Genomic DNA, 25,723 nt, shown 5'->3' with positions numbered 1-25,723 from the left:
TTAGAAATAACCCTGACGTTTTTTATCTTCCATCGAGCCTGCGCCATCGTGGTCGATGACCCGGCCCTGGCGCTCGGAAGTTCGCGTCAGGAGCATTTCCTGAATGATGTCCGTGAGGGTTTCAGCCTCGGACTCCACCGCGCCCGTCAACGGGTAGCAGCCAAGGGTACGGAAACGTACTTTCTTTTTGACGATTCGGGCTTTGTCTTCGTCGGACAGGTGCTCGAGGATGCGGTCGTCGTCGATCATGATCAACGTGCCGTTCTTCTCGATCACGTCGCGCTCGGCGGCAAAGTACAGCGGCACAATCGGGATGCCTTCCAGGTAGATGTACTGCCAGATGTCCAGTTCGGTCCAGTTGGACAGCGGGAACACACGGATCGACTCACCCTTGTTGACGTTGCCGTTGTAAACGTTCCACAGCTCCGGGCGCTGGTTTTTCGGGTCCCAGCGGTGTTTGCTGTCGCGGAACGAGTACACGCGCTCTTTGGCGCGGGATTTCTCTTCATCGCGACGGGCACCGCCGAAAGCTGCGTCGAAACCATGCTTGTCCAAGGCCTGCTTGAGGCCTTCGGTCTTCATGATGTCGGTGTGCTTGGCGCTGCCGTGGGTGAATGGGTTGATGCCCTGCGCCACCCCATCCGGGTTGACGTGGGTGATCAGGTCCAGGCCAAGCTCTTCGACCATCTTGTCGCGGAACGTGTACATCTCCTGGAATTTCCAGCGGGTGTCGACGTGCATCACCGGGAACGGCAGTTTGCCCGGAAAGAAGGCTTTGCGTGCCAGATGCAACATCACGGCGGAGTCTTTACCGATCGAGTAGAGCATCACCGGGTTGTCGAACTCGGCGGCGACCTCGCGGATGATGTGGATGCTTTCCGCCTCCAGCTGTTTCAGATGCGTCAGTTTGTCGACCATGGCTACTCACGGAAAAACGATCTTATGGACGGCCAGCGGGCCGTGTTCGAGCGGGGCATGCTAGCACAGCACCTTCTTCTATTCAGGGCGCCGACTAGATCGAAACGGTATATGAATATGCCACTGAGTTAGGCCTGCCTCGGTCGAATGTGGGAGCCGGCTTGCTCGCTCCCACACAAGCCCGCACCACATTCCTTCTGTGGAGTTCCTTAGATCGGATTGGGGCAATCGATGAACAGGTGTTCCAGCGCAAACCGTCGCGCCAGGTAATCACCCAACGCCTGTACGCCATAGCGTTCGGTGGCGTGATGGCCAGCAGCAATAAAGCTGATGTCGTTTTCCCGCGCACTGTGGAACGTTTGCTCGGACGCTTCGCCGCTCAGGTACAGATCGACACCGGCGGCGATCGCCTGGTCGATATAGCCCTGGCCACCACCGGTGCACCAGCCGACACGGCGGATCATTTCGCTGCCTTCGATCAGCAGCGGCTCGCGCCCCATCACGTCTTGCACGCGACGGGCGAAGTCGCGGGGTGACAAGGGTTCGGCCAGCGAGCCGACCAGGCCGACGACTTTCGGGTTGCCAGGGTCCAGCGGGCCTTCGACGGTGATGTCCAGGTGGCGGGCCAGTTGCACGTTATTACCAACGTCCGCGTGCAGATCCAGCGGCAGGTGATAGGCCAACAGGCTGATGTCATGCTTGAGCAGGGTTTTCAGGCGGCGCTGCTTCATGCCGGTAATGCACGGGTTTTCGCCTTTCCAGAAATAACCGTGGTGCACCAGTACCAAGTCGGCCTTGGCTTCGACGGCGGCGTCCAACAGGGCTTGGCTTGCGGTCACGCCGCTGACGATGCGCATCACCTGCGGGCGACCCTCGACCTGCAGGCCATTGGGGCAATAATCGGCAATTTTTGCGCTGCCGAGATAGCGGTCCGCTTCCTCGACCAGGGTGCTAAGGGGCACGGCCATAAAAGACTCCTAAATATCCCGTTCCGAGGCGCTCACAGCCTCGTATAATGCGCGACATTATGGGCGCTCTCCCGCCCCCTGCAACCTGTCAGGACTTACTTGATGCTCAAGGCACTGCGTTTTTTTGGATGGCCATTGTTGGCTGGCGTGCTGATCGCGATGCTGATTATTCAGCGTTATCCCCAGTGGGTGGGCTTACCCAGCCTTGATGTGAACCTGCAACAGGCCCCGCAAAGCAATTCGGTGGTGCAAGGCCCGGTGACCTACGCAGACGCGGTCGTCATCGCCGCGCCCGCCGTGGTCAACCTGTACACCACCAAGGTCATCAACAAGCCCCCGCACCCGTTGTTTGAAGACCCGCAATTTCGTCGCTACTTCGGTGACAACGGGCCCAAGCAACGCCGTATGGAATCCAGCCTCGGCTCCGGCGTGATCATGAGCCCGGAAGGCTACATCCTCACCAACAACCACGTGACCACCGGCGCCGACCAGATTGTCGTGGCCCTGCGCGACGGCCGCGAAACCCTGGCCCGCGTGGTCGGCAGCGACCCGGAAACCGACCTTGCGGTGCTGAAGATCGACCTCAAAAGCCTGCCTTCGATCACTATCGGCCGCTCTGAAGGGCTGCGCGTGGGCGATGTGGCCCTGGCCATCGGCAACCCGTTTGGTGTCGGCCAGACCGTCACCATGGGCATCATCAGCGCCACCGGGCGTAACCAGTTGGGGCTTAACAGCTACGAAGACTTTATCCAGACCGACGCGGCCATCAATCCGGGCAACTCCGGCGGCGCGCTGGTGGATGCCAATGGCAACCTGACCGGCATCAACACCGCGATCTTCTCGAAATCGGGTGGCTCCCAAGGCATCGGTTTTGCGATCCCGGTGAAGCTGGCAATGGAAGTGATGAAGTCGATCATCGAGCACGGCCAGGTGATTCGCGGTTGGCTGGGGATCGAAGTGCAGCCGTTGACCAAGGAGTTGGCCGAGTCGTTTGGTTTGACCGGGCGTCCGGGCATCGTGGTTGCCGGGATCTTCCGCGACGGTCCGGCGCAGAAAGCCGGCCTGCAATTGGGCGATGTCATCCTGAGCATTGACGGCGAACCCGCCGGTGACGGCCGCAAGTCGATGAATCAGGTGGCGCGGATCAAGCCAACCGACAAGGTGGCGATCCAGGTGATGCGCAACGGCAAAGAGCTCAAGCTGCTGGCGGAAATCGGCTTGCGCCCACCGCCTGCGCCCGTGAAAGAAGAGGAATAACGGGGGTGGGAGCCCGCTCGCGGGCTCCTGTAACTTAATATTTCAAAAGAAATACGTTCTCATTGGTCATGTTATATTGTTTCAATATAGACATTGGAACGCTCTATCATGCCGTCTCGAAGATTTGCCCCCATGGCGGGCCTGGCCGTGGGTTTGTTGCTCGACCCCGCTTATGCCGAAGACAACACCATTGAACTGGACACCATCAGCGTCACCAGTGACGACTATGAATCCGCCACCAGCCCCGTCACAGGCTATCGTGCAACTCGCTCCGCCAGCGCGACCAAAACTGACACGGCCCTTCGCGACATCCCACAATCGATCAGCGTGATTCCCGCGACGGTGCTCAAAGACCTGGGCAGCACCCATGTGGAACGTGCCCTGGAATTCGCCGGTGGCGTGTCCAAGCAAAATAACTTCGGCGGCCTGACGCTCTACGAATACAGCGTGCGCGGCTTCACCACGTCAGAGTTCTATCAGGACGGTTTCAGCGCCAACCGCGGCTACCCGAGCACGCCGGATGCGGCCAATATCGAACGCATTGAAGTACTCAAAGGCCCCGCCGCCAGCCTGTATGGCCGCGGCGATCCCGGCGGCACCGTGAATATCGTCACCAAGAAACCGCAGCCGCAAGCCTTCACCACGCTGCAAACCAGCGCCGGCAGTTGGAACCGTTATCGCACGGCAGTGGATGTAAACACCCCGCTGGACAGCGAAGGCCGTGTGCTGTCGCGCGTAAACCTGGCCGTGGAAGACAAGCACAGCTTCCGCGATCACGTCGACGCCAGACGCGTGTTCGTCGCGCCCTCTTTCAGTTGGCAGTTGGACCCGGATACCAGCCTGCTGGTGGAAAGCGAATTCGTGCGCCACAGCTCTACCTTCGACCGAGGTATTGTCGCCGACCACGGCATGTCCCGCTCGACCTTCCTCGGCGAACCCAACGACGGCAACATCCGCAACCACAACAACCGCCTGCAAGCCACCCTGGAACATCACCTCAACGACGCCTGGAAACTGCGCCTCGCCAGCCACTACAAACAAGGCAGCCTGTGGGGTGATGCGTCGGAAAGCCGCGCGCTGAACGCTGACGGGCACACCGTCAACCGCCGCTACCGCGAACGCTCCACCGGGTGGCACGACAGCATTACCCAGCTGGAACTGCGCGGTCTTTTCGACATCGGCAGTTGGCAGCATGAACTGCTGATCGGCACCGAATACGAGGACTACCGCAAGAAGGAACGCGTGACGGCTATCGGCGGCAGCCTCTACCCCATCGATATCTATAAGCCGATCTATGGCCAACCCAAACCCGACGGCGCACGCTCCGGCACCGACTTCTTCGAACAGGTGAAGAGCCAGGCGCTGAACCTGCAAGACCAGATCGTGTTCACCGACCGCCTGCGCGGCATGGTTGGCGTGCGCCTTGAGCACTTCGAACAAAGCACCGACGACTTCACCCGGCACGCTGCCAAGAGCCGGCAAACCCACAATGCCCTGACCCAGCGCGCCGGATTGCTGTACCAACTGACACCGCAAATCGGTGTATTCGCCAACGCCTCAACCTCGTTCAAACCGAACAATGGCCTGGATGCCGGCGGCCAATCCTTCAAGCCAGAAGAAGGTCTGGGTTATGAAGTCGGCATCAAGAGCGAGCTGTTCGATGACCGCCTGAGTGCTACCCTCGCCGCGTTCCATATCGAAAAGGAAAACGTCCTCGCACTCGACCCGACCACCGACGTTAACCGCGCTATGGGCAAGGCCCGCAGCCAGGGTTTCGACCTGCAACTGACCGGGCAAGTGACTGACGCCATCCGACTCATCGGCGCCTTTGCCTACATCGACGCCGAAGTGACCAAGGGCGACAAAGCCATCCCCACTGGCAGCCGAATTCTCGGCGTGGCCAAACGCAGCGGCAGTCTGTTGGGTGTGTATGAATTCCAGGAGGGTGCATTGCGCGGCTCAGACGTGGGCGCGGCATTCACCTATGTCGGCGACCGCTCCGGCGAGGCAGGGAGTCATTTCAAACTGCCCGCCTACCACACCGTCGACCTGCTCGCCCATTACAAGGCCAGTGACAACGTCACCGTGGGCCTGAACCTCAATAACCTATTCGACGAAAAGTACTACGAGCGCTCCTACAGCAATTACTGGGTCACCCCCGGCGAGCCGCGCAACGTCACCGTCAGCCTGACCCTCAACCTGTAAAAGGACGTCTCCATGCAAGCCTTCAAATCCCTGGCCGTACTCGGCCTGTTGTTTGCCAGCCAGGTCTCGGCCCACGGCCTGTGGACCGAACAACGACGCGGCAATATCGAAGTCATCTACGGCCATGGCGCCGAAGACAACGCCTTCAAGGCGCAGAAAATCAGCGGTGCCTGGGCCTACGACGTCAGCGGCAAGATGATCCCGGTGACCGTCGAACGCCTGGCCGACCATGCGCGCCTGCAGCCGCTCAAATCGCCCGCCGTTCTAGCCGTCGCATTGGATAACGGAATGTGGTCGCAGACGGCTGACAAGCGGTGGATCAACCAGGGCCGCAGCAAAGTGCCGGGGGCAATTGCATCGACCCAGACCTTCAAGTACAGCCTGGCGATTTACCAGCCGGGAGCGAAGTTGCCGAAGCTGGATCAGATCAAGCTGTTGATCCTGCCGGAAGTTGATCCATTGACGGTAGGGCCGGGCAAGTCATTGCCGGTGCGGGTGCTGCTGGATGGCAAGCCCGCGGCGGGGATCAAGCTGGTAGGCGACTATCGCAATGCGCCGAGCACCCTGAGCACCGAGACCGACAAAGACGGTCGGGCTCAAGTGCTGGTGCGTAATGAAGGGTTGAATGTGATTGCCGCGCAGGTGGAGCTGCCGCTCAAAGACAATGCCGATGTGGCGACACGCGGGTTGTTCACCTCGCTGACCTTCCTCGGCGAACCCCACCACGAGTAAACACTACACACCCATGTGGGAGCCGGGCTTGCCCGACTCCCACATTTGATTTCTAGCGTTTCGACAATCTGATTACAGTGCCAACGGCGCTCTTTCACAGAGTGTATTGAGCGCCGAGGCCCATTGCGGGTCATCATTGAGGCATGGCACCAACACCAACTCCTCGCCTCCCGCTTCGCGGAACTGCTCCAGGCCGCGATCACCAATCTCTTCCAGCGTCTCAATGCAGTCCGCTACAAACGCCGGGCACATCACCAGCAACTTTTTCACGCCTTGCTGGGCCAGTGCTTCCAGGCGGGCTTCGGTGTAGGGTTCGATCCACTTCGCCCGGCCAAGGCGCGACTGGAAGGCCACCGACCACTTGCCTTCCGGCAGCCCCATGCGCGCGGCAAAGTCCCGCGCGACGCTGAAGCATTGCGCGCGGTAGCAGGTCGCAAGCACCTCGGGCGAGGCGTTCTTGCAGCAATCGGCATCTTTGAAGCAATGCCCGCCGGTCGGGTCGAGCTTTGTCAGGTGACGCTCGGGCAGGCCGTGAAAACTCAGCAGTAAATGATCGTAATCCTGCTCCACATACGGCCGGACACTCGCGACCAAGGCGTCGAGGTATTCCGGCTGATCGTAGAACGGTTGCAGGATCGAGAACTGCACCTTGAGCTTTTTGTCGCGCACGACCCGTTTGGCCTCTTCAATCACCGTGGTTACGGTGCTGTCGGCAAACTGCGGGTACAGCGGCGCCAGGGTGACTTTCTCGATGCCCTGAGCGGCCAGGCGCGTCAACGTTGTTTCAAGGGACGGCTCGCCGTAACGCATCGCCAGTTCCACCGGGCCGTGGGTCCACTGCGCCGTCATTTGCTGCTGCAGGCGACGGCTCAATACCACCAGCGGCGAGCCCTCGTCCCACCAGATCGAGGCATAAGCGTGCGCGGACTGCTCGGGACGCTTGATCAGGATCAGCGACACCAGCAAGCGCCGTACCGGCCACGGCAGGTCGATCACATAAGGGTCCATCAGGAATTGATTGAGGTAGCTGCGCACATCGGCCACCGAAGTGGACGCCGGTGAACCCAGGTTGACCAGTAACAACGCGTGATCCGTCATGCAACATCCTATCTCTAGAGGCGGCTGGACAAGTCTTCCAGGGCCGCGTGCAACTCAGTGAACTGAAAAGTGAAACCGGCAGCCAGCAGCCGCTCGGGAACGGCTTTCTGCCCGCCCAGCAATAACCCGGACAGCTCGCCCAGCCCGAGCTTCAATGCAAACGCCGGCATCGGCATGAACGCCGGGCGGTGCAACACCTGGCCCAGGGCCTTGGCGAACTCACGATTACGCACCGGGTGCGGCGCGCAGGCATTATAAGGACCGCTGGCGTCACCCTTGTGCAGAAGAAAATCAATCAGGGCGATTTGATCTTTGATATGAACCCACGGCATCCACTGCCGACCATCGCCGATCGGCCCGCCCAGCGCCAGCTTGAACGGCAGCAGCAGCCGTGACAAAAAGCCGCCCTGCGCCGCCAACACCAGGCCGGTGCGCACCAGCACCACGCGCACGCCCAAGGATTCGGCGCGCAACGCGGTTTCTTCCCAGGCGATGCACAGCTGGCTGGGGAAGTCGTCCAGCACCGGGCCGCTGGCTTCGGTCAATTCGCGCTCGCCACCGTCGCCATACCACCCCACGGCAGAACCGGAAATCAGCACCGCCGGCTTTTGCGCCAGGCCTTCCATCCACGCCAGCAACGTTTCAGTGAGACTGATGCGACTGCTCCACAACAGGGCCTTGCGCTTTTTGGTCCACGGACGATCAGCAATGGGCGCGCCGGCCAGGTTGACCACCGCATCCACGGCACCTATCACGTCTTCCAGGCGGCCGACACCCAACACCTCATCACCGCACCACTTGGCGACGGTGTCCGGTTCACGGCTCCAAACAGTCAGGCGATGCCCTTGGGCAAGCCAGTGCTGGCAGAGTTGACGACCAATCAAACCAGTACCGCCGGTCAGCAAAATATGCATGGGTTCCTCCTCATGTAACGTTTGCCGCCCATCGCTAGTCTATTTTATAAGCAGGGATTTTATGTAAATGGGCGTTACGCGGTTTAAGCCTCAGCTTTAACCATAGGTCACGCCACACAAACAGGTACGCCAAAACTTATACCAAAAAACAATATTGTACAGCTATTGGTGTCGGCGTAGTCTGTACCCAACGGTAAAACGAGGCCTCCCATGACTGTTCCCATTGCGATCATCGGCACCGGCATCGCCGGTCTCTCCGCCGCCCGAGCGTTAAGAGACGCGGGGCACGCTGTACAACTCTTCGATAAAAGCCGTGGCAGTGGCGGCCGCATGTCCAGTAAACGCAGCGATGCCGGCGCGTTGGACATGGGCGCACAATATTTCACCGCCCGCGACCGGCGCTTCGTCAACGAGGTGCAACGCTGGCAAAGCAACGGCTGGGCTGAGCAGTGGAAACCGCAGCTGTACAACTTCAAATCCGGCCAACTCACGCCCTCCCCCGATGAACAGATTCGCTGGGTCGGCACGCCGCGCATGAGCGCCATCACCCGTGCGCTGCTCGACGACTTGCCGGTGGAATTCGGTTGCCGCATCACCGAAGTGTTCCAAGGCAAACACCATTGGAACCTGCTGGACGCCGACGGCGGCAATCACGGCCCGTTCAGCCATGTGGTCATCGCCACGCCGCCCCCCCCAAGCCACAGCGCTGCTGGCCGCTGCACCCAAGCTGGCGAGCGCTGCCGCCGGGGTGAAGATGGACCCGACCTGGGCGATTGCCCTGGCCTTCGACAAACCGTTGGACACACCGATGGAAGGCTGCTTCGTGCAAGACAGCCCCCTCGACTGGCTGGCGCGCAACCGCAGTAAACCTGGGCGCGACACCACCCTCGACACGTGGGTACTGCACGCCACCAGCGCCTGGAGCAGGGCGCATCTGGACCTGCCCAAGGAAGCGGTGATCGAACACCTGCACGGCGCCTTCGCCGAATTACTGCACAGCGCCATGCCCGCACCGTCCTTCAGCCTCGCCCATCGCTGGCTCTACGCACGCCCATCCAGCAGCCACGAATTCGGGGTACTCGCCGATGCCGACCTGGGCTTGTATGTGTGCGGCGACTGGTGCCTGTCCGGCCGGGTCGAGGGGGCGTGGCTGAGCGGTCAGGAAGCTGCGCGACGTTTGATTGAGCATTCGCAATGAACCGCATCAACCCAGCCAAATTGCTGCTGTCGAAGTGGACAGCAGCGCATCCACGCAACAAAGAGAAACACTTCTTGGTCACCGAGCTGTTTCGTGACGAAGAAGGCACCGTGCTCGACATCGAACTGCAAGCGGTCATGACCCAGCGTACGCAACGCCTGGCCTGGCAAACCCTGCAAAATGCTGAAGATTGGCGAATCGGCTGGAAATAGCCTGCTCGCAAATACTTGTACAAAATATTTGACTTGTACAGCATCAAACCTATGATGAGATTCAGTTGTACAGGCTTAACAGCCTGTATAGGAATCTCGGAGAGGTTTGAACATGTCCAGCACTGGAAAACCGAAGATCGCCATCAGCGCCTGCCTATTAGGCGAGAACGTGCGCTTCAACGGCGGACACAAACAATCCCTGCTGTGCAGCCAAACCCTGGCCGACTACTTCGAGTTTGTGCCGCTGTGCCCCGAAGTCGCGATCGGCCTGGGTATCCCCCGCGAACCGATCCGCCTGGTGGGCGACCCTGCCCACCCGCAAGCCGTCGGCACCGTGCACCGTGAGCTCAATGTAACGCAGCCACTGGACGATTACGGCCAGCAAATGGCGTCGGAACATACCGACCTGTGCGGCTACATCTTCATGCAGAAATCGCCCTCGTGCGGCCTGGAACGGGTCAAGGTCTACCGCGACAACGGCACGCCGGCAGAGGGCGGCGGGCGTGGCATTTACGCCCAGGCATTTTGTGCACGCCACCCCAACCTGCCAGTGGAAGAAGACGGTCGGCTGAATGACCCGGTGCTGCGGGAAAACTTCCTGACCCGCGTGTTCGTCTATGCCAGTTGGCAACAGTTGCTGGCCGAAGGCCTCACCCGTCACCGCCTGCTCGCTTTTCACTCGCGCTACAAATACCTGTTGATGGCCCACAGCCCGGCGCATTACAAAAGCCTCGGCCACCTGCTGGGCAGCATGGGCAAGGGCATCGACCTTGACGCGTTGGCCGCCGGTTACTTCAGCGAACTGATGACAGGCCTGAAAAAATGTGCCACCCGTGGCACTCACACCAACGTGTTGCAGCACATCAGCGGCTACCTCAAGCAGGCCATCAGCGCCGACGACAAGCAGGAAATGCAAACCGTCATCGGCCAATACCGCCACGGCATCGTGCCGCTGGTGGTGCCCCTTACCCTGCTCAAACACCACTTTCGCCAACACCCGGATCGCTACATCGCGCAGCAGGCCTACCTGCAACCGCACCCGGAAAACCTCAGCCTGCGTAATGCGATCTAACCCATGAAAGGCACCTCATGAAAGCTGCCCTGCAAGACGAACCTGGCGAAGACATCGCCCAGGCCCTCCAGAACGGCTGGCTGCCGATTCGTGAAGTGGCGCGCCAGACCGGCGTCAACGCCGTGACCCTGCGCGCCTGGGAACGCCGCTACGGGTTGATCGTGCCCCAGCGCACACCCAAAGGTCATCGGCTGTTCAGCGCCGAACACGTGCAACGCATCCACACCATCCTCACTTGGCTCAACCGCGGCGTACCGGTCAGCCAGGTTAAAAACCTTATCGACTCCGCCCAAGTCATCCCGGACACCGTCGAAAACGAATGGCAGGCGTTGCGCCAGAACCTGGTAGCCGCGATCAGCGATTTGGCCGAGCGCCGGGTCGATGACGCGGTCAACCAGGCCATGGCGCTCTACCCGCCACGCACCTTGTGTGAGCAATTGATGCTGCCGCTGCTGCAGGAACTCGAACAACGCTGGCAGGGCCAATTCGGCGCGCAGATGGAGCGGGTGTTTTTCCTGTCTTGGCTACGCAGCAAATTCGGTGCGCGGATCTACCACAACAACCGCCAACTGCAAGGCGCCCCACTGTTGTTGGTCAACCATTCCGACCTGCCCCTGGAGCCGCACCTGTGGCTCAGCGCGTGGCTCGCCAGCAGCGCCGATTGCCCAGTGGAAGTGTTCGACTGGCCTTTGCCGGTGGGTGAATTGGCACTGGCCGTGGAACACCTGCAACCGCGTGCCGTGCTGCTGTATTCGAGCAAGGCCCTGCACCTGCCTTCACTCGTGAAACTACTGGGCGGCGTCAGTTGCCCAACCTTGGTTGCCGGACCAACGGTATGCATCCACCAGGCCGAGTTAGCCGTATTAACCCGTGACACCCCTGAATTGTTCGTGGCCGAGGACCCGTTGTCGGCCCATCAGATACTGATCCAGCGTGGACTTCTTTAAATGCATTTGATCTGGCTGCGCACCGACCTGCGCCTGAACGACAACACTGCCCTGGCCGCCGCAAGCCAGCGAGGCCCGGTCGTTGCCGTGTACCTGATCAGCCCCGAACAATGGCTGGCCCACGATGATGCGCCGTGCAAAGTCGACTTCTGGCTGCGCAACCTGCAGCACCTGAGCCGGGCGCTCGGCGCATTGAACATTCCCTTGCTGATCCGCACTGCCGCGACCTGGGACCAGGCCCCCGCCGTGCTGAGCACGCTGTGCCGGGAACTGTCGATTGAGTCGGTGCACGTCAACGAGGAATACGGCATCCACGAGAGCCGCCGCGATGCCGCCGTCGCCCAAGCCCTGGAAACCGACGGCGTGACGTTCCACCGTTATCTGGACCAGTTGTTTTTCCAACCCGGCAGCGTGTTGACCAAAACCGGCACCTACTTCCAGGTTTTCAGCCAGTTCCGCAAAGTCTGCTACAGCCGCCTGCACAGCGCCCTGCCGCCCGTGGTCGCAACGCCTAAAGCCCAGGCAAAAACACACCTGACAAGCGACCCCGTGCCCACACAGGTGGAAGGGTTCCAGCCGCCGAGCGAAACCTTGCGCGCGCTCTGGCCCGCCGGTGAAGACGAAGCCAAGCGCCGCCTCGACGCTTTTGCCGATCAACAGATCAGCTACTACAAGGACGAACGCGACTTCCCGGCCAAACCCGGCACCAGCCAACTCTCAGCCTACCTCGCTGCCGGTGTGGTTTCGCCGCGACAGTGCCTGCATGCCGCCTTGCAGACCAACCAGGGCGAGTTCGAAAGTGGCGATGTTGGCACGATCACCTGGATCAACGAGCTGCTCTGGCGCGAGTTCTACAAACATATCCTGGTCGGCTACCCACGGGTCTCGCGCCACCGCGCCTTCCGCCCCGAAACCGAAGCGGTGGCCTGGCGCAACGCGCCCGAAGACCTCGCCGCCTGGCAGGAAGCGCGCACCGGCCTGCCAATCATCGACGCGGCCATGCGCCAATTGCTGGAAACCGGCTGGATGCACAACCGCCTGCGCATGGTCGTAGCGATGTTCCTGACCAAGAACCTGCTGATCGACTGGCGCGAGGGCGAGCGTTTTTTCATGCGCCACCTGATCGACGGCGACCTGGCGGCCAACAACGGCGGCTGGCAGTGGAGCTCATCCACCGGCACCGACTCGGCGCCCTATTTCCGAATTTTCAGCCCGCTGAGCCAGTCCGAAAAATTCGACAGTGAAGGCGTGTTCATCAAGCACTGGCTGCCCGAACTGGCCGCGCTGAATAAAAAGGACGTGCACAACCCTGAGGCCGTCGGCGGCCTGTTCGGTGTGGCGCACTACCCGCGCGCGATTGTCGACCTGAAGAAATCCCGTGAACGGGCCTTGGCCGCATTCCGCAGCCTGCCGTCGCGCGAAGCCGTCGGAGGTTTACATGAGTGACTTCCTGCCGCGCTTCGCCCAGGCCTTCGCGACGCTGGACAAGCACAACCTGCACCTGCTCGACGGCCTGTACGCCAAAGACATCACCTTTACCGACCCGTTGCATGAAGTGCAGGGCTTGCCCGCGCTGCACCGCTACTTCGCCGAGCTGTACAGCAATGTCAGCCAGCTGCGTTTCGACTTTCACGGCTTCGACCAGGTGGCCGAAGGCGAAGGCTATTTGCGCTGGAAAATGAGTTTTAGCCACCCACGGCTGAAGCGCGCAGAGGTGATACGCGTGGAAGGCTGCTCGCACCTGATGTGGCGCGACAAGGTCTACCGCCATCGTGACTATTTCGATGCCGGTGCCTTGCTCTATGAACACCTGCCAATACTCGGCCCCGCAGTGCGTTGGCTGAAAAGGAGAATGGGATGAGCCTGACACCGCCCCGCCGATATTGGCTGACCGGCGCCAGCAGTGGCATCGGTGCCTCACTGGCCGTGGAGTTGCTCAACAGCGGCGCCCACGTAGCCCTCAGCTCGCGCACAAAAGGCCCGCTGGAAGCACTCGCCCAACGTTATCCGGGGCAAGTGCTGGTGGTGGCCGGCGACCTGACCAACAGCCAGACCGTGCGCGAGATCGGCGAGCACATCAGCGTGGTCTGGGGCTCAGTGGACACGGTGATCCTCAATGCCGGCACCTGTGAATACGTGGACGCCCGGCAGTTTGACGCCTCCATCGTCGAGCACGTGGTACGCACCAACCTGCTGGCGAGCGCTTATTGCATCGAAGCCGCGCTGCCACTGTTACGCGTCGGGCAATCACCGCACCTGGTGGGCGTGGCCAGCGCTGTGACGTACCTGCCGATGCCACGCGCCGAAGCCTATGGGGCGTCCAAAGCCGGGCTGCGCTACTTGTTCGAATCGCTGCGCATCAGCCTGTCGACCGAGAACATCGACGTCACGGTGATCAGCCCGGGCTTCGTCGACACGCCATTGACCGAACGCAACGATTTCCCGATGCCGTTGAGCTGGTCCGCCGACAAGGCCGCGAAACATATCGTTGCCAAGCTGGGCAAACGCCCGCTGGAAATCGCCTTTCCGGCCCTGTTTATCGCCACCCTGTGGCCGCTGTCGAAGCTGCCCAACCGCGTTCAGCTGATGATCGGCAAACGCATGCTGCGCAGCCCTCCGCCGCAGAAGGACAAACTGTGAAGATCGCCATTATCGGCAGCGGTATCGCCGGGCTGACCAGCGCCTACCTGCTCAGCCGTCGCCATGACATCACCCTGTTCGAAGCGGGCGAGCGCATCGGCGGGCATACCCACACGGTCGACGTCACCGTCGAGGGCCAACGCTATGCGGTGGACACCGGCTTTATCGTGTTCAACGACTGGACCTACCCCAACTTCATCCGCCTGCTTGGGCAGATCGGCGTGAAGTTCAAACCCACCGAGATGAGCTTTTCGGTGTGTGACCAGCATGCCGGGTTCGAGTACAACGGCAACAACCTCAACAGCCTGTTTGCCCAGCGGCGCAATATTCTGTCGCCCGGGTTCTGGGGCATGTTGCGCGACATTTTGCGCTTCAACCGCCAGGCCCCGCTGGACCTGCAAGAGCAACGCATCAGCGCGCAGATGACCCTCGGCGACTACCTTGAAGCCGGCGGTTACGGCCCACGGTTTATCCGGCATTACATCGTGCCGATGGGCGCGGCGATCTGGTCGATGTCCCTGGCTGACATGCTGGGGTTTCCGCTGCAATTCTTTGTCCGGTTCTTTAAGAACCACGGCTTGCTGTCGATCAGCAACCGCCCACAGTGGTGCGTGATCGAAGGCGGCTCCAGCAGCTACATCGAGCCGCTGACCCGCAGTTTTCGCGAGCAGATCCGCCTCAATTGTCCTGTGCATAAAGTAGAACGCACCGATGACGGCGTGGTTATCCACAGCCCTGCCGGCAGCGAAACATTTGATCGTGTGGTGTTCGCCTGTCACAGCGATCAGGCCCTGGCCATGCTGGCCGACCCGAGCCAGGCCGAACAAGAGATCCTCGGCGCATTGCCCTATGCCGACAATGACGTGGTGCTGCACACCGACACACGCCTGCTGCCGGACCGCAAACTGGCCTGGGCCAGCTGGAATTATCGGCTGAGCGGCGATGCGCAGACACAGGCCGCCGTTACCTACGACATGAACATCCTGCAAGGTATCGACAGCGCCACCACCTTCTGCGTCAGCCTGAACCAGACGCCGATGATCAACCCGCTGAAAATCCTCGCGCGCTACACCTACGCCCACCCGCAATACAGCCTCGCCGCTGTGGACGCCCAAGGGCGCTGGGAAGAATTGCACGGCGCGCGCCATACGTTTTATTGCGGTGCCTACTGGGCCAATGGTTTCCACGAGGACGGCGTGGTCAGCGCATTGCGTGTGGCCCAGGCCTTTGGAGAAACCCTGTGAACAGCGCCCTGTACAGCGGCTGGATCGCCCATCGCCGGTTTGCGCCCAAGGCCCACGCCTTCCGCTACCGCATCGGCCTGCTGTACCTGGACTTAAGCGAACAAGACGAAGTGCTCGGTTTGTCACCGCTGGCCGGCACCGGCTGGCTGGCGCCCTTCGGCTTTCGCCAGCAGGATTATCTGCGTGAGTTTACCCGCCACGGCATGAGCTTGAGCGATGCCGTGCGCCAGGAAGTCGGCAAGGCCCTGGGGCGTACACCTCAGGGCGTTATCTGCCTGCTGACCCAGGCCCGCAGTTGGGGCCTGGCTTTTAACCCGGTGAGTTTCTTCTACTGTTTCGAGGCCGATGGCCGACTGGCCGCGATCCTGTGTGAAGTGACCAACACCCCATGGCGCGAGCGCTATCACTACGTGCTGCCGGCCCAGGCGCTCGGCGCGGATGAGCATCAGCACTTCGCCGTGGCCAAGGCCTTCCATGTCTCGCCGTTTTTGCCGCGCGACCTGGAATACCGCATGAGCTTCAGCCCACCCGCCGCCAAACTCGGCGTGCACATGGCCGACTGGCAGGGCGATTTGAAGGTCTTCGACGCCACGTTGAGCCTGCACAAAGAAGCACTTAACCGCGCCAGCCTGCATCGCTACCTGCGGCGCTTCCCGTGGATGACCGCCAAAACCTGCCTCGCCATTTACTGGCAGGCCATGCGCTTGTTGCTCAAACGAACACCGATTTTTTCCCATCAGGCCGCCGATGGCGCCTCTCGCACCGCAGTCGGGTATACCAAGGATCGCCGCCATGAAATCCCCTAGCTTATCGGTCAAAACCAACCGCCTGAACGTCAACGGCATGACCAGCGCACTGCTGCGCAAGGCTGTGCTGCGCCAACTCAGCCAACTGCGCCACGGCCAGTTGGTGGTGATCGAGGACGGCGAACGCCAAGTGTTCGGCGCACGCGAAGCGCACCTGCTGGGGGAAATCCAGATCGTCGATTCAGCGGTATGGGGGCTGGTGGCGGCCAACGGTTCGATAGGCGCCGGCGAGGCGTTTATCCACGGTTACTGGACCACGCCGGACCTGACCTCGGTGGTGCGCGTGATGGTGAGCAACCTGGAGGTGCTCGACGCCATGGAAGGTGGGCTGGCGCGCCTGGCACGGCCGTTCACCCAAGGCCTGCACTGGCTCAACCGCAATACACGCAAGGGCTCACAGAAAAACATCGCCGCCCACTACGACCTGGGCAACGACCTGTTCGAAGAATTCCTCGACCCGACCATGATGTATTCGGCCGCGCAATTCCTAAGCCCCGACGACAGCCTGGAACAGGCGCAACTGAACAAGCTGGAACGCATCTGCCAGAAGCTTGCGCTCAAACCCACTGACCATTTGCTGGAAATCGGTACCGGTTGGGGCAGCATGGCGTTGTACGCGGCGCAGCACTATGGCTGCAAAGTCACCACCACAACCTTGTCCAAAGAACAGTTTGCCTACACCGAAAAACGCATCGCGGCCTTGGGGCTCAAGGACCAGGTGACCCTGTTATTGCAGGACTACCGCGACCTGACCGGCCAGTATGACAAGCTGGTCTCCATCGAGATGATCGAAGCAGTGGGCCATCGCTTCCTGCCGACCTACTTCAAACAGTGCGCGCACTTGCTCAAGCGCGACGGATTGATGCTGCTGCAAGCCATCACTATTCGTGAACAGCGCTTCGAGCAGGCCAAGAACAGCGTCGACTTCATCCAGCGCTATATTTTCCCCGGTGGCGCCCTGCCCTGTGTGCAGAACATGTTGCACATCGTCAGCCGCGACACCGACATGAACCTGCTGCACATGGAGGACTTCGGCCTGCACTACGCGAAAACCTTACGCCTGTGGCATGAGAACTTTCGTCGCGCCCATGGCCGCCTCACAGAGTTGGGCTACGATGAATACTTCCTGCGCTTGTGGGAATTCTATTTGTGCTACTGCGAAGGCGGATTCATGGAGCGAACAATCGGTACCGCGCAGTTGCTGCTGGCCAAGCCGGCGGCGATCAACCCGCCTTTGCTCGGGCGTTTCAATGCTTAAACGGCTGGCGAATGCCGTGCTGTTCCAGTGCGGCTGGTTTGCCTGCGTGCTGGGCGGTGACAGCCGTTGGTTGCTGGTCGCGGGCGCAGTGCTGGCCATCCACCTGCTGTGGATAAGCGCGTGGTCTGCGGAGGGGCAAATGATCCTCGCCGTGACCCTGCTGGGCACTGTCATCGACACGTCGCTGCGCAACTTTGGCGTCTTCCATTTCAGCTTTCCGGGGCCGCTGATACCTTTTTGGCTGGTATTGCTGTGGGCCTTACTGGCGACCACACTGCGCCATTGCCTGGCCTGGAGCGCGCAGCCCTGGTGGCGCGCCAGCTTATTAGGTGCGGTGGGCGGGCCGTTGTCTTATTACGCCGGCAGCCAATTGGCCGGGGTGAGTTTCGGCTACGGCACTGTGCCGACCATGCTCGGCCTGGGCCTGCTCTGGGCAATCCTGTTCCCCGTGATGCATTGGATCGCACGGCAACTTGGGCACTGACGTCCGTCTGAGCAATCACACGCCGTTGACGCGCTTGCCTTACACTGCGCGCCTATGACTAACATCCCGCACACTCAAATCACCGAACCCGCCGTCACCTGCTCGACGTGCGCGGCCTGTTGCTGCCAGCTGGAAGTCATGCTGATCACCGACACGGGCGTGCCGGAGCGTTATATCGATACCGACGATTGGGGCGGCGAAGTGATGCTGCGCCTGGACGACGGCTGGTGCGCGGCGCTGGATCGGGACACGATGATGTGCACGATTTACGAGCGACGGCCGCTGATCTGTCGGGAGTTCGAGATGGGCGCGCCGGAGTGTTTGACCGAGCGCGAAGGGATTGCGACGGCTTACCGCTGAACCTGGATGTGGCGCCAATCGACTCTGGGAGCTGGGCCTGCCCGCGATCGCATCACCTCGGTGCAACGCATAGACCGAGGCGCCTGCATCGCAGGCAAGCCAGCTCCCACATTTGGTTTGAGCGGTGTTCTCAGGATTACAACGGCAACGTGTAGTGCAGCGAGTAGCTCTCTACCCCGTCGTTATTGCTGCTGATACCCGCGTTGGAATAGTGCGTGGCGCGGATGCCCACCTCATGCCCACCGGCAAAGCGCACACCAAAGCCCAGGCGGTCTTCGAACTGAAAGGCCTGGCCGATGTTGTTGTCTTCGACCCGCGTACGTGAGAACACGGCTACGCCGATCCCCGCCTCGATATAGGGTTTGACCGACTGGCCGGCAAACTCGTACACAAACACCGGCGAGAAAGACAGGCTGCTGACACTCGCGCGCTTGTCGCCATCCCAATACGTGTAGGCGCCGCTCCAATAGCCAGTCAGGCGGCCAGTATCGCTCTGCCACCAGCTTTTATCCCACTCCGACGTCAGCCCAAGCCGATAGGTCATGGTCGAATCACTGGTGCTCCCCACACCCAATTCCAGGCCAGCCGCCTGGGCCGAAACCGAGTGTCCTACCACCACGGCCGCAATCGCAGCCAAACAGAACAAGCGCTTCATAAGAAACAGTCCTTGAGAACAAAGTTGTATGGTTTTGTACAGGCTAACTCGCTATAGAAGCTGGCGTGGTGTCAGAAGTTCAGCGTCTAACCCCGATTTTTCACGAATTTTTCACCAGCCAAAATTACGCACAACTCCAGGAGATTTCCATAGTGTCGGTAGGATATTTCTTAGGTGATCAACGTCGCCGCTGGTCCAGAACTGTGCAGGTTCAGGGTTTGCACACGCCAGGAGGTCACGCTCCCCCAGCAGCCGCTTGAGCTGCCGGGCCACGGCGGCACCGGTGTCGATCAGAATGATGCTCGGGGGAAGCATCTGCGCCAGGAGTGGCTTGAGGAAGGGGTAATGGGTGCAGCCGAGAATGATGGTGTCGCAACCGGCGCTGAGCAACGGCTCGACATAGCCCTGCAACATCTGGCGCAGGGCGGCACTCTTGAGGTCACCGGTTTCGATCAACTCCACCAGGCCCGGGCACGGTTGGGTGATGACCCGCACATCGGTGGCAAAGCGGTCGAGCAAGGCGGCGAATTTGGCGCTTTGCAGGGTGCCGGTGGTGGCGAGTACACCGACCACACCACTGCGAGTGGCGGCAGCCGCCGGCTTGACCGCAGGCTCCATACCCACCAGCGGCCAGTCGGGATAGTCCTGGCGCAAATCGGCCACGGCGGCGACAGTGGCGGTATTACAGGCAATCACAAAGGCTTTGGCGCCCTGCTCGCGGAAAAACTTCGCGACAATACGGGAGCGCTCAAGAATGAACGCCGGAGATTTTTCGCCATACGGGATATTCCCGCCGTCAGCCACGTACAGCAGCGACTCATGGGGCAGCAACTGCTGGATTTCATCCAGCACCGACAGGCCGCCGACGCCGGAATCGAACACACCGATTGGCGCGTCCTTAACCATGGTGTGCCCCACACACGCTGCAACCCGGGTCGCGCTTGACGCGCAACTCGCGAAAACGTGTGGTCAGGGCATCAATCAGCAACAGCCGCCCCACCAACGGCTCGCCGAAGCCGGCCAGCAACTTCAAGGCTTCCAGTGCTTGCAGGCTGCCGACCAGGCCCACCAATGGGCCGACGACGCCGGCCTCGCTGCAGGTCAGTTCAGTGTCGCTGCCGTGCCCGTATAAACAGTGGTAACAGGGGCTTTCGGCGCGACGCGGGTCGAACACCGACAATTGCCCCTCCAGGCGAATCGCCGCGCCGCTGATCAATGGCTTGCCGGCAGCGACACAGGCGGCGTTGACGGCTTCGCGGGTCGAGAAGTTGTCGCTGCAGTCGAGTACCACATCAACGGCGCCCACCGCCGCCGCCAGTGAATCGGCATCCAGCGCGGTGCGATGGGCGAGCAGTTTGACGCCTGGGTTGAGCGCCGTGAGACGACGCATGGCCGAATCGACCTTGGTCTGCCCAACGCTGTCCGTGTCGTGAATGATCTGGCGTTGCAGGTTGGTCAGGTCGACGGTGTCGAAGTCCGCCAGGTGCAACTCGCCCACGCCGGCGGCGGCCAGATACAGCGCGACTGGCGCGCCCAACCCACCAAGGCCGACGATCAGCGCGCGGGCATTTTTCAGGCGCAACTGGCCTTCGATGTCGACATGTTGCAACAGAATCTGTCGGCTATAGCGCAACAGCTCCTGATCGCTCAGCACAGGCGACGCCCCAGTGTGATGCGTTCGTGGCCGCCGAGGTCGATACGGCTGTGTACGTTTTCAAAGCCTTCACCCAGTAACAAGTCACGCACGGCAGGCGCTTGATCATAGCCATGCTCAAGCAACAACCAACCACTGGCGTTCAGGTGGACCGGGGATTGGGCGATGATCAAGCGCAAATCGTCCAGGCCATCAGGGCCGGCCACCAGGGCACTGGCGGGCTCAAAACGCACGTCACCGGCCACCAGATGGGGATCGTTATCGGCAATGTACGGCGGGTTGCTGATGATCAGGTCGAAGGTTTGGCCTTGCAGAGCGCTGAACCAATGACTGTTCAACACCGTGGTGTTCTTCAGGTGCAGGCGCTGGCGATTGCGCTCGGCCAGGGCCACGGCTTCCAGCACGCGGTCTACCGCCGTGACCTGCCAGGCCGGGCGTTCGCTGGCCAGGGCCAGGGCGATGGCGCCGCTGCCGGTGCCCAGGTCGAGCACCCTGGAGGGGTTGGCAGGCAACAGTTCCAACGCGGCTTCCACCAGCAGCTCGGTGTCCGGACGCGGGATCAGCGTATGAGGCGCCACCTCCAGGTCCAGCTTCCAGAAGCCTTGCTGGCCGAGGATATACGCCACCGGCTCACCGCTACGGCGACGTTGCAGGTAGTCGGCAAAGGTCAGCGCATCTTCGCTGCTGACGATCTTTTCCGGCCAGGTGTGCAGGTAGCTGCGCGACTTGCCCAGGGCGGCGGCCAGCAACAACTCCACATCCAGGCGCGCGGTGGGCGAATCTGGCAGGTCGGCGGCGCGCAGAAGGCTGGCAATGATGGTCATTTATTCACCTATCGCCGCCAATTGATCGGCCTGGTATTCGGCGAGCAAGGGCTCGATCACCGCATCAACGCCACCGGCGAGAATCTCGTCGAGGGAATAAAGGGTGAGGTTGACCCGGTGGTCGGTGACCCGGCCCTGGGCAAAGTTGTAGGTCCGAATACGCTCGGAGCGGTCGCCCGAACCCACCAGCAACTTACGCTCGCTGGCAATTGCGTTGGCAGCGGCGCTGGTCTGCTGGTCGTTGAGCTTGGCCGACAGCCAGGACATGGCCCGCGCACGGTTCTTGTGCTGGGAACGTTCTTCCTGGCACTCCACCACGATGCCCGACGGCAAGTGAGTGATACGGATTGCCGAGTCGGTTTTGTTGACGTGCTGACCACCGGCGCCCGAAGAGCGGTACGTGTCGACGCGCAAGTCCGCCGGGTTGATCTCGATGGCTTCCTGCTCGTCCGGCTCAGGCAACACGGCCACGGTGCACGCCGAGGTGTGGATACGGCCCTGGGATTCGGTCGCCGGAACCCGCTGCACACGGTGCGCGCCGGATTCGAATTTCAATTTGCCGTAGACGTTGTCGCCTTCGACTCGGGCGATCACTTCTTTATAGCCGCCGTGCTCGCCTTCGTTCTCGGACAGAATCTCGACGCGCCAGCCACGGCGTTCGGCGTAGCGCGAGTACATACGGAACAGGTCGCCGGAGAAAATCGCCGCCTCGTCGCCACCGGTGCCGGCGCGGATTTCGAGGAACACGTTGCGCCCGTCGTTGGGGTCCTTGGGCAACAGCATGCGCTGCAGATCACCTTCCAGTTCGGCCAGTTTGTCCTTGGCTTCACGGACTTCTTCCACGGCCATTTCGCGCATGTCCGGGTCGCTGTCCTTGAGCAGCGCCTGGGCGCCTTCGAGGTCGCCTTGCACCTTCATGAGGTTTTTGTAGGTGGCCACAATCGGCTCAACTTCGGCGTATTCCTTAGAATAGGCGCGGAACTTGGTCTGATCGGAGATGACCTCGCCATCGCCGAGCAAGGCGGTCAGTTCTTCGAAACGGTCCTGGAGCACGTCCAGTTTATTGAGCAGTGACGCTTTCATTGCGGTTTTTTATCCGAAGAGCTATCTGACGCGCCCTCACCGAGGGCAAAGAGTTCCTGGGCCATGGCCAGCGCATCGAGGCGGCCTTCGGCAGTAAGCTTTTTCAACTGAACGCTGGGGGCGTGGAGCAACTTGTTGGTCAAGCCACGCGCCAATTGCATCAGCACCTCTTCGGCGCTGCTGCCGTTGGCCAGCAAACGCTGGGCCTTGACCAATTCCTCATCACGCAGGCGTTCACCTTGCTGACGATAAGCCTTGAGCACGTCCACTGCCGCCAGTTCACGCAGGCGCACCATGAAGTCTTCGGCGCCGGTGCTGACCATTTCCTCGGCGGCCTGGGCAGCGCCCTGGCGACTCTTGAGGTTTTCGGCGACCACTTCGTGCAAATCGTCGACGCTATAGAGGTAAACGTCGTCCAACTCGCCGACTTCTGGCTCGATATCGCGGGGAACGGCAATATCCACCATGAAAATCGGCTTGTGCTTGCGCAACTTCAACGCACTCTCGACCGCGCCTTTGCCAAGGATCGGCAACTGACTGGCGGTGGAGCTGATGACGATATCGCTGCGCACCAGTTCGGCCGGGATGTCCGAGAGCAGCACGGCATGCGCACCGAACTGTTCGGCGAGGATGCTGGCACGCTCCAGGGTGCGGTTGGCCACCACAATACGCTTCACACCGAGGTCATGCAGGTGGCGGGCGACCAAAGTAATGGTTTCACCGGCACCGATCAGCAGCGCCTGGCTGCGCTGCAAGTCGCTGAAAATCTGTTTGGCCAGGCTGACAGCGGCAAACGCCACGGACACCGGGTTTTCACCGATGGCGGTGTCGGTGCGCACTTGCTTGGCCGAATTGAACGTGGCCTGGAACAGACGGCCCAACAGCGGGCCCACGGTTCCGGCCTCGCGGGCCACGGCGTAGGCAGATTTCATCTGGCCAAGGATCTGCGGTTCGCCCAACACCAGCGAGTCGAGCCCTGAGGCAACGCGCATCATGTGACGAACTGCCGCATCCTCTTCGTGCACATACGCGCTGGCGCGCAGGTCGTCGAGGTCCAAATGGTGATAATCAGCCAGCCAGCGCAGCACCACATCCGCTGAAAGATGTTCCTGCTCTATATAAAGCTCACTGCGATTGCAGGTCGAAAGGATCGCAGCTTCGCGGCTGTCGGTGAGCCGGCAGAGCTGCTGCAAGGCCTCAACCAACTGCTCGGGCGTAAACGCCACGCGCTCGCGCACGTCTACAGAAGCAGTCTTGTGGTTAATACCGAGTGCAAGGAAGGCCATTCAATATCGCTGATGATGTCGGGAAGCCGACAATTGTCCTACTTCGAATGATTCAGAACAACCACCGTAGGCTATTGTCCTAATGCCTTGTGTCTATAAAGGCACCCACTGAGACTCGGTTATGTTTGGCCGAAGGCTTGTGTCATGATGATCCGACCGCAGGTTAGTCGTCCTCTTCCTATATGAATAGATCTTCCGCGTTGCTCCTTGCTTTTGTCTTCCTCAGCGGCTGCCAGGCCTTGGCCCCCGTGTCGCCGGACGGTACGCCGCCGGTGGAAGACAGCACCCCCGCCCCTGAAAAGCCCAAGGTTTATTCCTCGTTCAGTGAAGAAACGATCTACAGCTTGCTGACGGCGGAACTCGCCGGCCAGCGCAATCGTTTCGACATTGCCCTGGATAACTACGTGACCCAGGCCATCAATACCCAGGACCCCGGCATTTCGGAGCGTGCATTTCGCATCGCCGAATACCTGGGTGCTGACCAGGCCGCGCTGGACACGTCGCTGATCTGGGCGAAAAACGCACCGCAGGATCTGGAAGCGCAACGCGCAGCCGCTGTGCAACTGGCGCGCGCCGGGCGTTACGACGACTCCATGGTCTATATGGAGAAAGTCCTGCAGGGCAAGGGCGACACGCATTTCGACTTTCTCGCGCTGTCGGCGGCCGACACCGACCAGGACACCCGCAATGGCCTGATGAAGAGTTTTGACCGCCTGCTGCAAAAGCATCCGAAGAACAGCCAGCTGATTTTCGGCAAGGCGTTGCTGCTGCAACAGGATGACGAAGCCGACGCCGCGCTGAAGCTGCTGGAGCAGAACCCGCCGGAAGACGGCGAGATCGCCCCGATTTTGCTGCGCGCACGCCTGCTGCAGAACCTCAATCGCGGCAAGGAAGCGATTCCGCTGCTGGAAAAAAGCATCAAAAAGTACCCGGACGACAAGCGCCTGCGCCTGACGTATGCGCGCATGCTGGTTGAGCAGGACCGTATGGAGGACGCCAAAGTGCAGTTCGCCAACCTGGTCCAGCAATACCCGGACGACGATGAATTGCGCTACTCGCTGGCACTGGTATGCCTGGAAGCCAAGGCCTGGGACGAGGCCAAGGGTTACCTTGAGGAACTGATCCAGCGCGAAAGCCATGTCGACTCCGCGCATCTCAACCTCGGCCGTATCGCTGAAGAGCGCAACGACCCGCAGGCAGCCCTGCTCGAATACGCCCAGGTCGGCCCCGGCAATGACTATCTGCCGGCCCAACTGCGCCAGGCCGACATTCTGATGAGCAACGGCCGCACCGACGAGGCGGAAAAACGCCTGGCGGCAGCACGCGAAGCCGAACCTGACTACGCCATTCAGTTGTACCTGATCCAGGCCGAAACCTTGTCAGCCAACAAACAGGGCGAACGCGCCTGGAAGTTGCTGCAACAAGCGTTGCTGCAATACCCGGACGACTTGAACCTGCTGTACACCCGCGCCATGCAGGCGGAAAAACGCAATGACCTGGCGCAAATGGAGAAAGACCTGCGCCTGATCATCAAGCGCGATCCGGACAACGCCATGGCGCTGAACGCCCTGGGTTACACCCTGTCTGACCGTACGACGCGGTACGCCGAAGCCAAGGTGCTGATCGAGCAAGCCCATAAGCTCAACCCGGAAGACCCTGCCGTGCTCGACAGCCTGGGCTGGGTCAATTACCGGCTGGGCAACCTGGACGAGGCCGAGCGCTTGTTGCGCCAGGCACTCGAGCGCTTCCCCGATCAGGAAGTCGCCGCCCACCTGGGCGAAGTGCTCTGGGCCAATGGCAAACAGCGCGAAGCACGACAAATCTGGGAAAAATTCCTCAAGGAACAACCCGAAAGCCCCATCCTGCGCGGCACCATCAAGCGCCTGACCGGATCCGAGACCCTTTAAA

At 61.0% G+C, this 25,723-nt stretch carries 25 protein-coding genes and 1 pseudogene; 16 read left to right on the top strand and 10 right to left on the bottom strand.

Features of this window, described 5'->3' with window-relative positions:
* Together cysD and A7D21_RS13925 are read right to left on the bottom strand one after the other, a co-directional pair.
* A complete protein-coding gene (cysD, locus tag A7D21_RS13930; RefSeq protein WP_012722132.1) occupies positions 1-918 on the bottom strand; it encodes a sulfate adenylyltransferase subunit CysD in 918 nt (305 codons plus the stop codon).
* 209 nt (positions 919-1,127) lie between these two features.
* Entirely contained in the window at positions 1,128-1,886 is a 759-nt protein-coding gene (locus A7D21_RS13925) for a Nif3-like dinuclear metal center hexameric protein (RefSeq protein WP_053254284.1), read from the bottom strand.
* 102 nt (positions 1,887-1,988) lie between these two features.
* On the opposite strand from A7D21_RS13925, the gene algW reads away from it, so the two are divergent.
* The 3 genes from algW to A7D21_RS13910 all read left to right on the top strand — a co-directional run bounded on the left by algW (position 1,989) and on the right by A7D21_RS13910 (position 6,080).
* Positions 1,989-3,143, top strand: a complete 1,155-nt coding sequence (gene algW / locus A7D21_RS13920; RefSeq protein ID WP_053254283.1) for a Do family serine endopeptidase AlgW — start codon at positions 1,989-1,991, stop codon at positions 3,141-3,143.
* Between the two features lie 108 nt (positions 3,144-3,251).
* Entirely contained in the window at positions 3,252-5,348 is a 2,097-nt protein-coding gene (locus A7D21_RS13915) for a TonB-dependent siderophore receptor (protein ID WP_069551952.1), read from the top strand.
* Positions 5,349-5,360: 12 nt separating this feature from the next.
* The gene (locus A7D21_RS13910; protein ID WP_069551951.1) at positions 5,361-6,080 is read left to right on the top strand and encodes a DUF4198 domain-containing protein; all 720 of its coding nucleotides are present in this window, start codon (positions 5,361-5,363) and stop codon (positions 6,078-6,080) included.
* A gap of 72 nt (positions 6,081-6,152) precedes the next feature.
* Here the strand turns inward: A7D21_RS13910 and hemH are convergent, their stop codons facing one another.
* Both hemH and A7D21_RS13900 read right to left on the bottom strand, forming a co-directional pair.
* Positions 6,153-7,178 (bottom strand): ferrochelatase, encoded by a 1,026-nt coding sequence (hemH, locus tag A7D21_RS13905; RefSeq protein WP_053254280.1) that lies wholly within the window; start codon positions 7,176-7,178, stop codon positions 6,153-6,155.
* Positions 7,179-7,192: 14 nt separating this feature from the next.
* On the bottom strand, positions 7,193-8,092 hold the full coding sequence (locus A7D21_RS13900; protein ID WP_053254279.1) for a TIGR01777 family oxidoreductase: 900 nt from the start codon (positions 8,090-8,092) through the stop codon (positions 7,193-7,195).
* Between the two features lie 210 nt (positions 8,093-8,302).
* Between A7D21_RS13900 and A7D21_RS13895 the strand changes: the two are divergent.
* The 12 genes and pseudogenes from A7D21_RS13895 to A7D21_RS13840 all read left to right on the top strand — a co-directional run bounded on the left by A7D21_RS13895 (position 8,303) and on the right by A7D21_RS13840 (position 18,313).
* Positions 8,303-9,290: pseudogene (locus tag A7D21_RS13895) on the top strand (NAD(P)/FAD-dependent oxidoreductase).
* Positions 9,287-9,502, top strand: a complete 216-nt coding sequence (locus A7D21_RS13890; RefSeq protein WP_053254277.1) for a TIGR02450 family Trp-rich protein — start codon at positions 9,287-9,289, stop codon at positions 9,500-9,502. The pseudogene A7D21_RS13895 and the gene A7D21_RS13890 overlap by 4 nt, the downstream one beginning before the upstream one ends.
* Positions 9,503-9,614: 112 nt before the next feature.
* Positions 9,615-10,574, top strand: coding sequence for a DUF523 and DUF1722 domain-containing protein (locus tag A7D21_RS13885; RefSeq protein WP_053254276.1), 960 nt, complete (start codon positions 9,615-9,617; stop codon positions 10,572-10,574).
* Between the two features lie 17 nt (positions 10,575-10,591).
* Complete coding sequence (locus A7D21_RS13880; protein ID WP_053254275.1) at positions 10,592-11,521, top strand: MerR family transcriptional regulator; 930 nt, start codon at positions 10,592-10,594, stop codon at positions 11,519-11,521.
* A complete protein-coding gene (phrB, locus tag A7D21_RS13875) occupies positions 11,522-12,967 on the top strand; it encodes a deoxyribodipyrimidine photo-lyase (protein ID WP_069551950.1) in 1,446 nt (481 codons plus the stop codon).
* The gene (locus tag A7D21_RS13870; RefSeq protein WP_053254273.1) at positions 12,960-13,382 is read left to right on the top strand and encodes a nuclear transport factor 2 family protein; all 423 of its coding nucleotides are present in this window, start codon (positions 12,960-12,962) and stop codon (positions 13,380-13,382) included. The genes phrB and A7D21_RS13870 overlap by 8 nt, the downstream gene beginning before the upstream one ends.
* Entirely contained in the window at positions 13,379-14,161 is a 783-nt protein-coding gene (locus A7D21_RS13865; protein ID WP_053254272.1) for an SDR family oxidoreductase, read from the top strand. Before A7D21_RS13870 ends, A7D21_RS13865 begins: the two co-directional genes overlap by 4 nt.
* Positions 14,158-15,405: an NAD(P)/FAD-dependent oxidoreductase gene (locus tag A7D21_RS13860; protein WP_069551949.1), complete on the top strand. Its 1,248-nt coding sequence runs from the start codon at positions 14,158-14,160 to the stop codon at positions 15,403-15,405. The genes A7D21_RS13865 and A7D21_RS13860 overlap by 4 nt, the downstream gene beginning before the upstream one ends.
* Positions 15,402-16,211 (top strand): DUF1365 domain-containing protein, encoded by an 810-nt coding sequence (locus A7D21_RS13855; protein ID WP_053254270.1) that lies wholly within the window; start codon positions 15,402-15,404, stop codon positions 16,209-16,211. The genes A7D21_RS13860 and A7D21_RS13855 overlap by 4 nt, the downstream gene beginning before the upstream one ends.
* Positions 16,198-17,469 carry a cyclopropane-fatty-acyl-phospholipid synthase family protein gene (locus A7D21_RS13850; RefSeq protein ID WP_053254269.1) on the top strand — a complete coding sequence of 424 codons (1,272 nt, stop codon included), beginning with the start codon at positions 16,198-16,200 and terminating at the stop codon, positions 17,467-17,469. The genes A7D21_RS13855 and A7D21_RS13850 overlap by 14 nt, the downstream gene beginning before the upstream one ends.
* Positions 17,462-17,953 (top strand): DUF2878 domain-containing protein, encoded by a 492-nt coding sequence (locus A7D21_RS13845; RefSeq protein ID WP_053254268.1) that lies wholly within the window; start codon positions 17,462-17,464, stop codon positions 17,951-17,953. Before A7D21_RS13850 ends, A7D21_RS13845 begins: the two co-directional genes overlap by 8 nt.
* Before the next feature lie 54 nt (positions 17,954-18,007).
* Positions 18,008-18,313, top strand: coding sequence for a YkgJ family cysteine cluster protein (locus A7D21_RS13840; protein WP_016977069.1), 306 nt, complete (start codon positions 18,008-18,010; stop codon positions 18,311-18,313).
* A gap of 136 nt (positions 18,314-18,449) precedes the next feature.
* Here the strand turns inward: A7D21_RS13840 and A7D21_RS13835 are convergent, their stop codons facing one another.
* From A7D21_RS13835 to hemA, 6 genes are all read right to left on the bottom strand, one after another.
* A complete protein-coding gene (locus A7D21_RS13835; protein WP_069551948.1) occupies positions 18,450-18,968 on the bottom strand; it encodes an acyloxyacyl hydrolase in 519 nt (172 codons plus the stop codon).
* A gap of 111 nt (positions 18,969-19,079) precedes the next feature.
* Complete coding sequence (murI, locus tag A7D21_RS13830) at positions 19,080-19,874, bottom strand: glutamate racemase (protein WP_053254266.1); 795 nt, start codon at positions 19,872-19,874, stop codon at positions 19,080-19,082.
* On the bottom strand, positions 19,867-20,622 hold the full coding sequence (locus A7D21_RS13825; RefSeq protein WP_053254265.1) for a molybdopterin-synthase adenylyltransferase MoeB: 756 nt from the start codon (positions 20,620-20,622) through the stop codon (positions 19,867-19,869). Before A7D21_RS13825 ends, murI begins: the two co-directional genes overlap by 8 nt.
* The gene (prmC, locus tag A7D21_RS13820; RefSeq protein ID WP_069551947.1) at positions 20,616-21,446 is read right to left on the bottom strand and encodes a peptide chain release factor N(5)-glutamine methyltransferase; all 831 of its coding nucleotides are present in this window, start codon (positions 21,444-21,446) and stop codon (positions 20,616-20,618) included. Before prmC ends, A7D21_RS13825 begins: the two co-directional genes overlap by 7 nt.
* Entirely contained in the window at positions 21,447-22,529 is a 1,083-nt protein-coding gene (gene prfA / locus A7D21_RS13815) for a peptide chain release factor 1 (RefSeq protein ID WP_053254263.1), read from the bottom strand. It abuts the gene before it with no gap.
* Positions 22,526-23,815: a glutamyl-tRNA reductase gene (hemA, locus tag A7D21_RS13810; protein WP_053254262.1), complete on the bottom strand. Its 1,290-nt coding sequence runs from the start codon at positions 23,813-23,815 to the stop codon at positions 22,526-22,528. Before hemA ends, prfA begins: the two co-directional genes overlap by 4 nt.
* Positions 23,816-23,997: 182 nt before the next feature.
* On the opposite strand from hemA, the gene A7D21_RS13805 reads away from it, so the two are divergent.
* Positions 23,998-25,722 carry a tetratricopeptide repeat protein gene (locus A7D21_RS13805; protein WP_069551946.1) on the top strand — a complete coding sequence of 575 codons (1,725 nt, stop codon included), beginning with the start codon at positions 23,998-24,000 and terminating at the stop codon, positions 25,720-25,722.
* Position 25,723 lies beyond the last annotated feature (1 nt).

The sequence above is a fragment of the Pseudomonas sp. AP19 genome (genome assembly GCF_001728855.1).
In the GTDB taxonomy this organism is placed as follows: domain Bacteria; phylum Pseudomonadota; class Gammaproteobacteria; order Pseudomonadales; family Pseudomonadaceae; genus Aquipseudomonas; species Aquipseudomonas fluorescens.
Note: the sequence above shows the minus strand (reverse complement) of the source record. Positions and strands in the feature narration are given on the sequence as shown.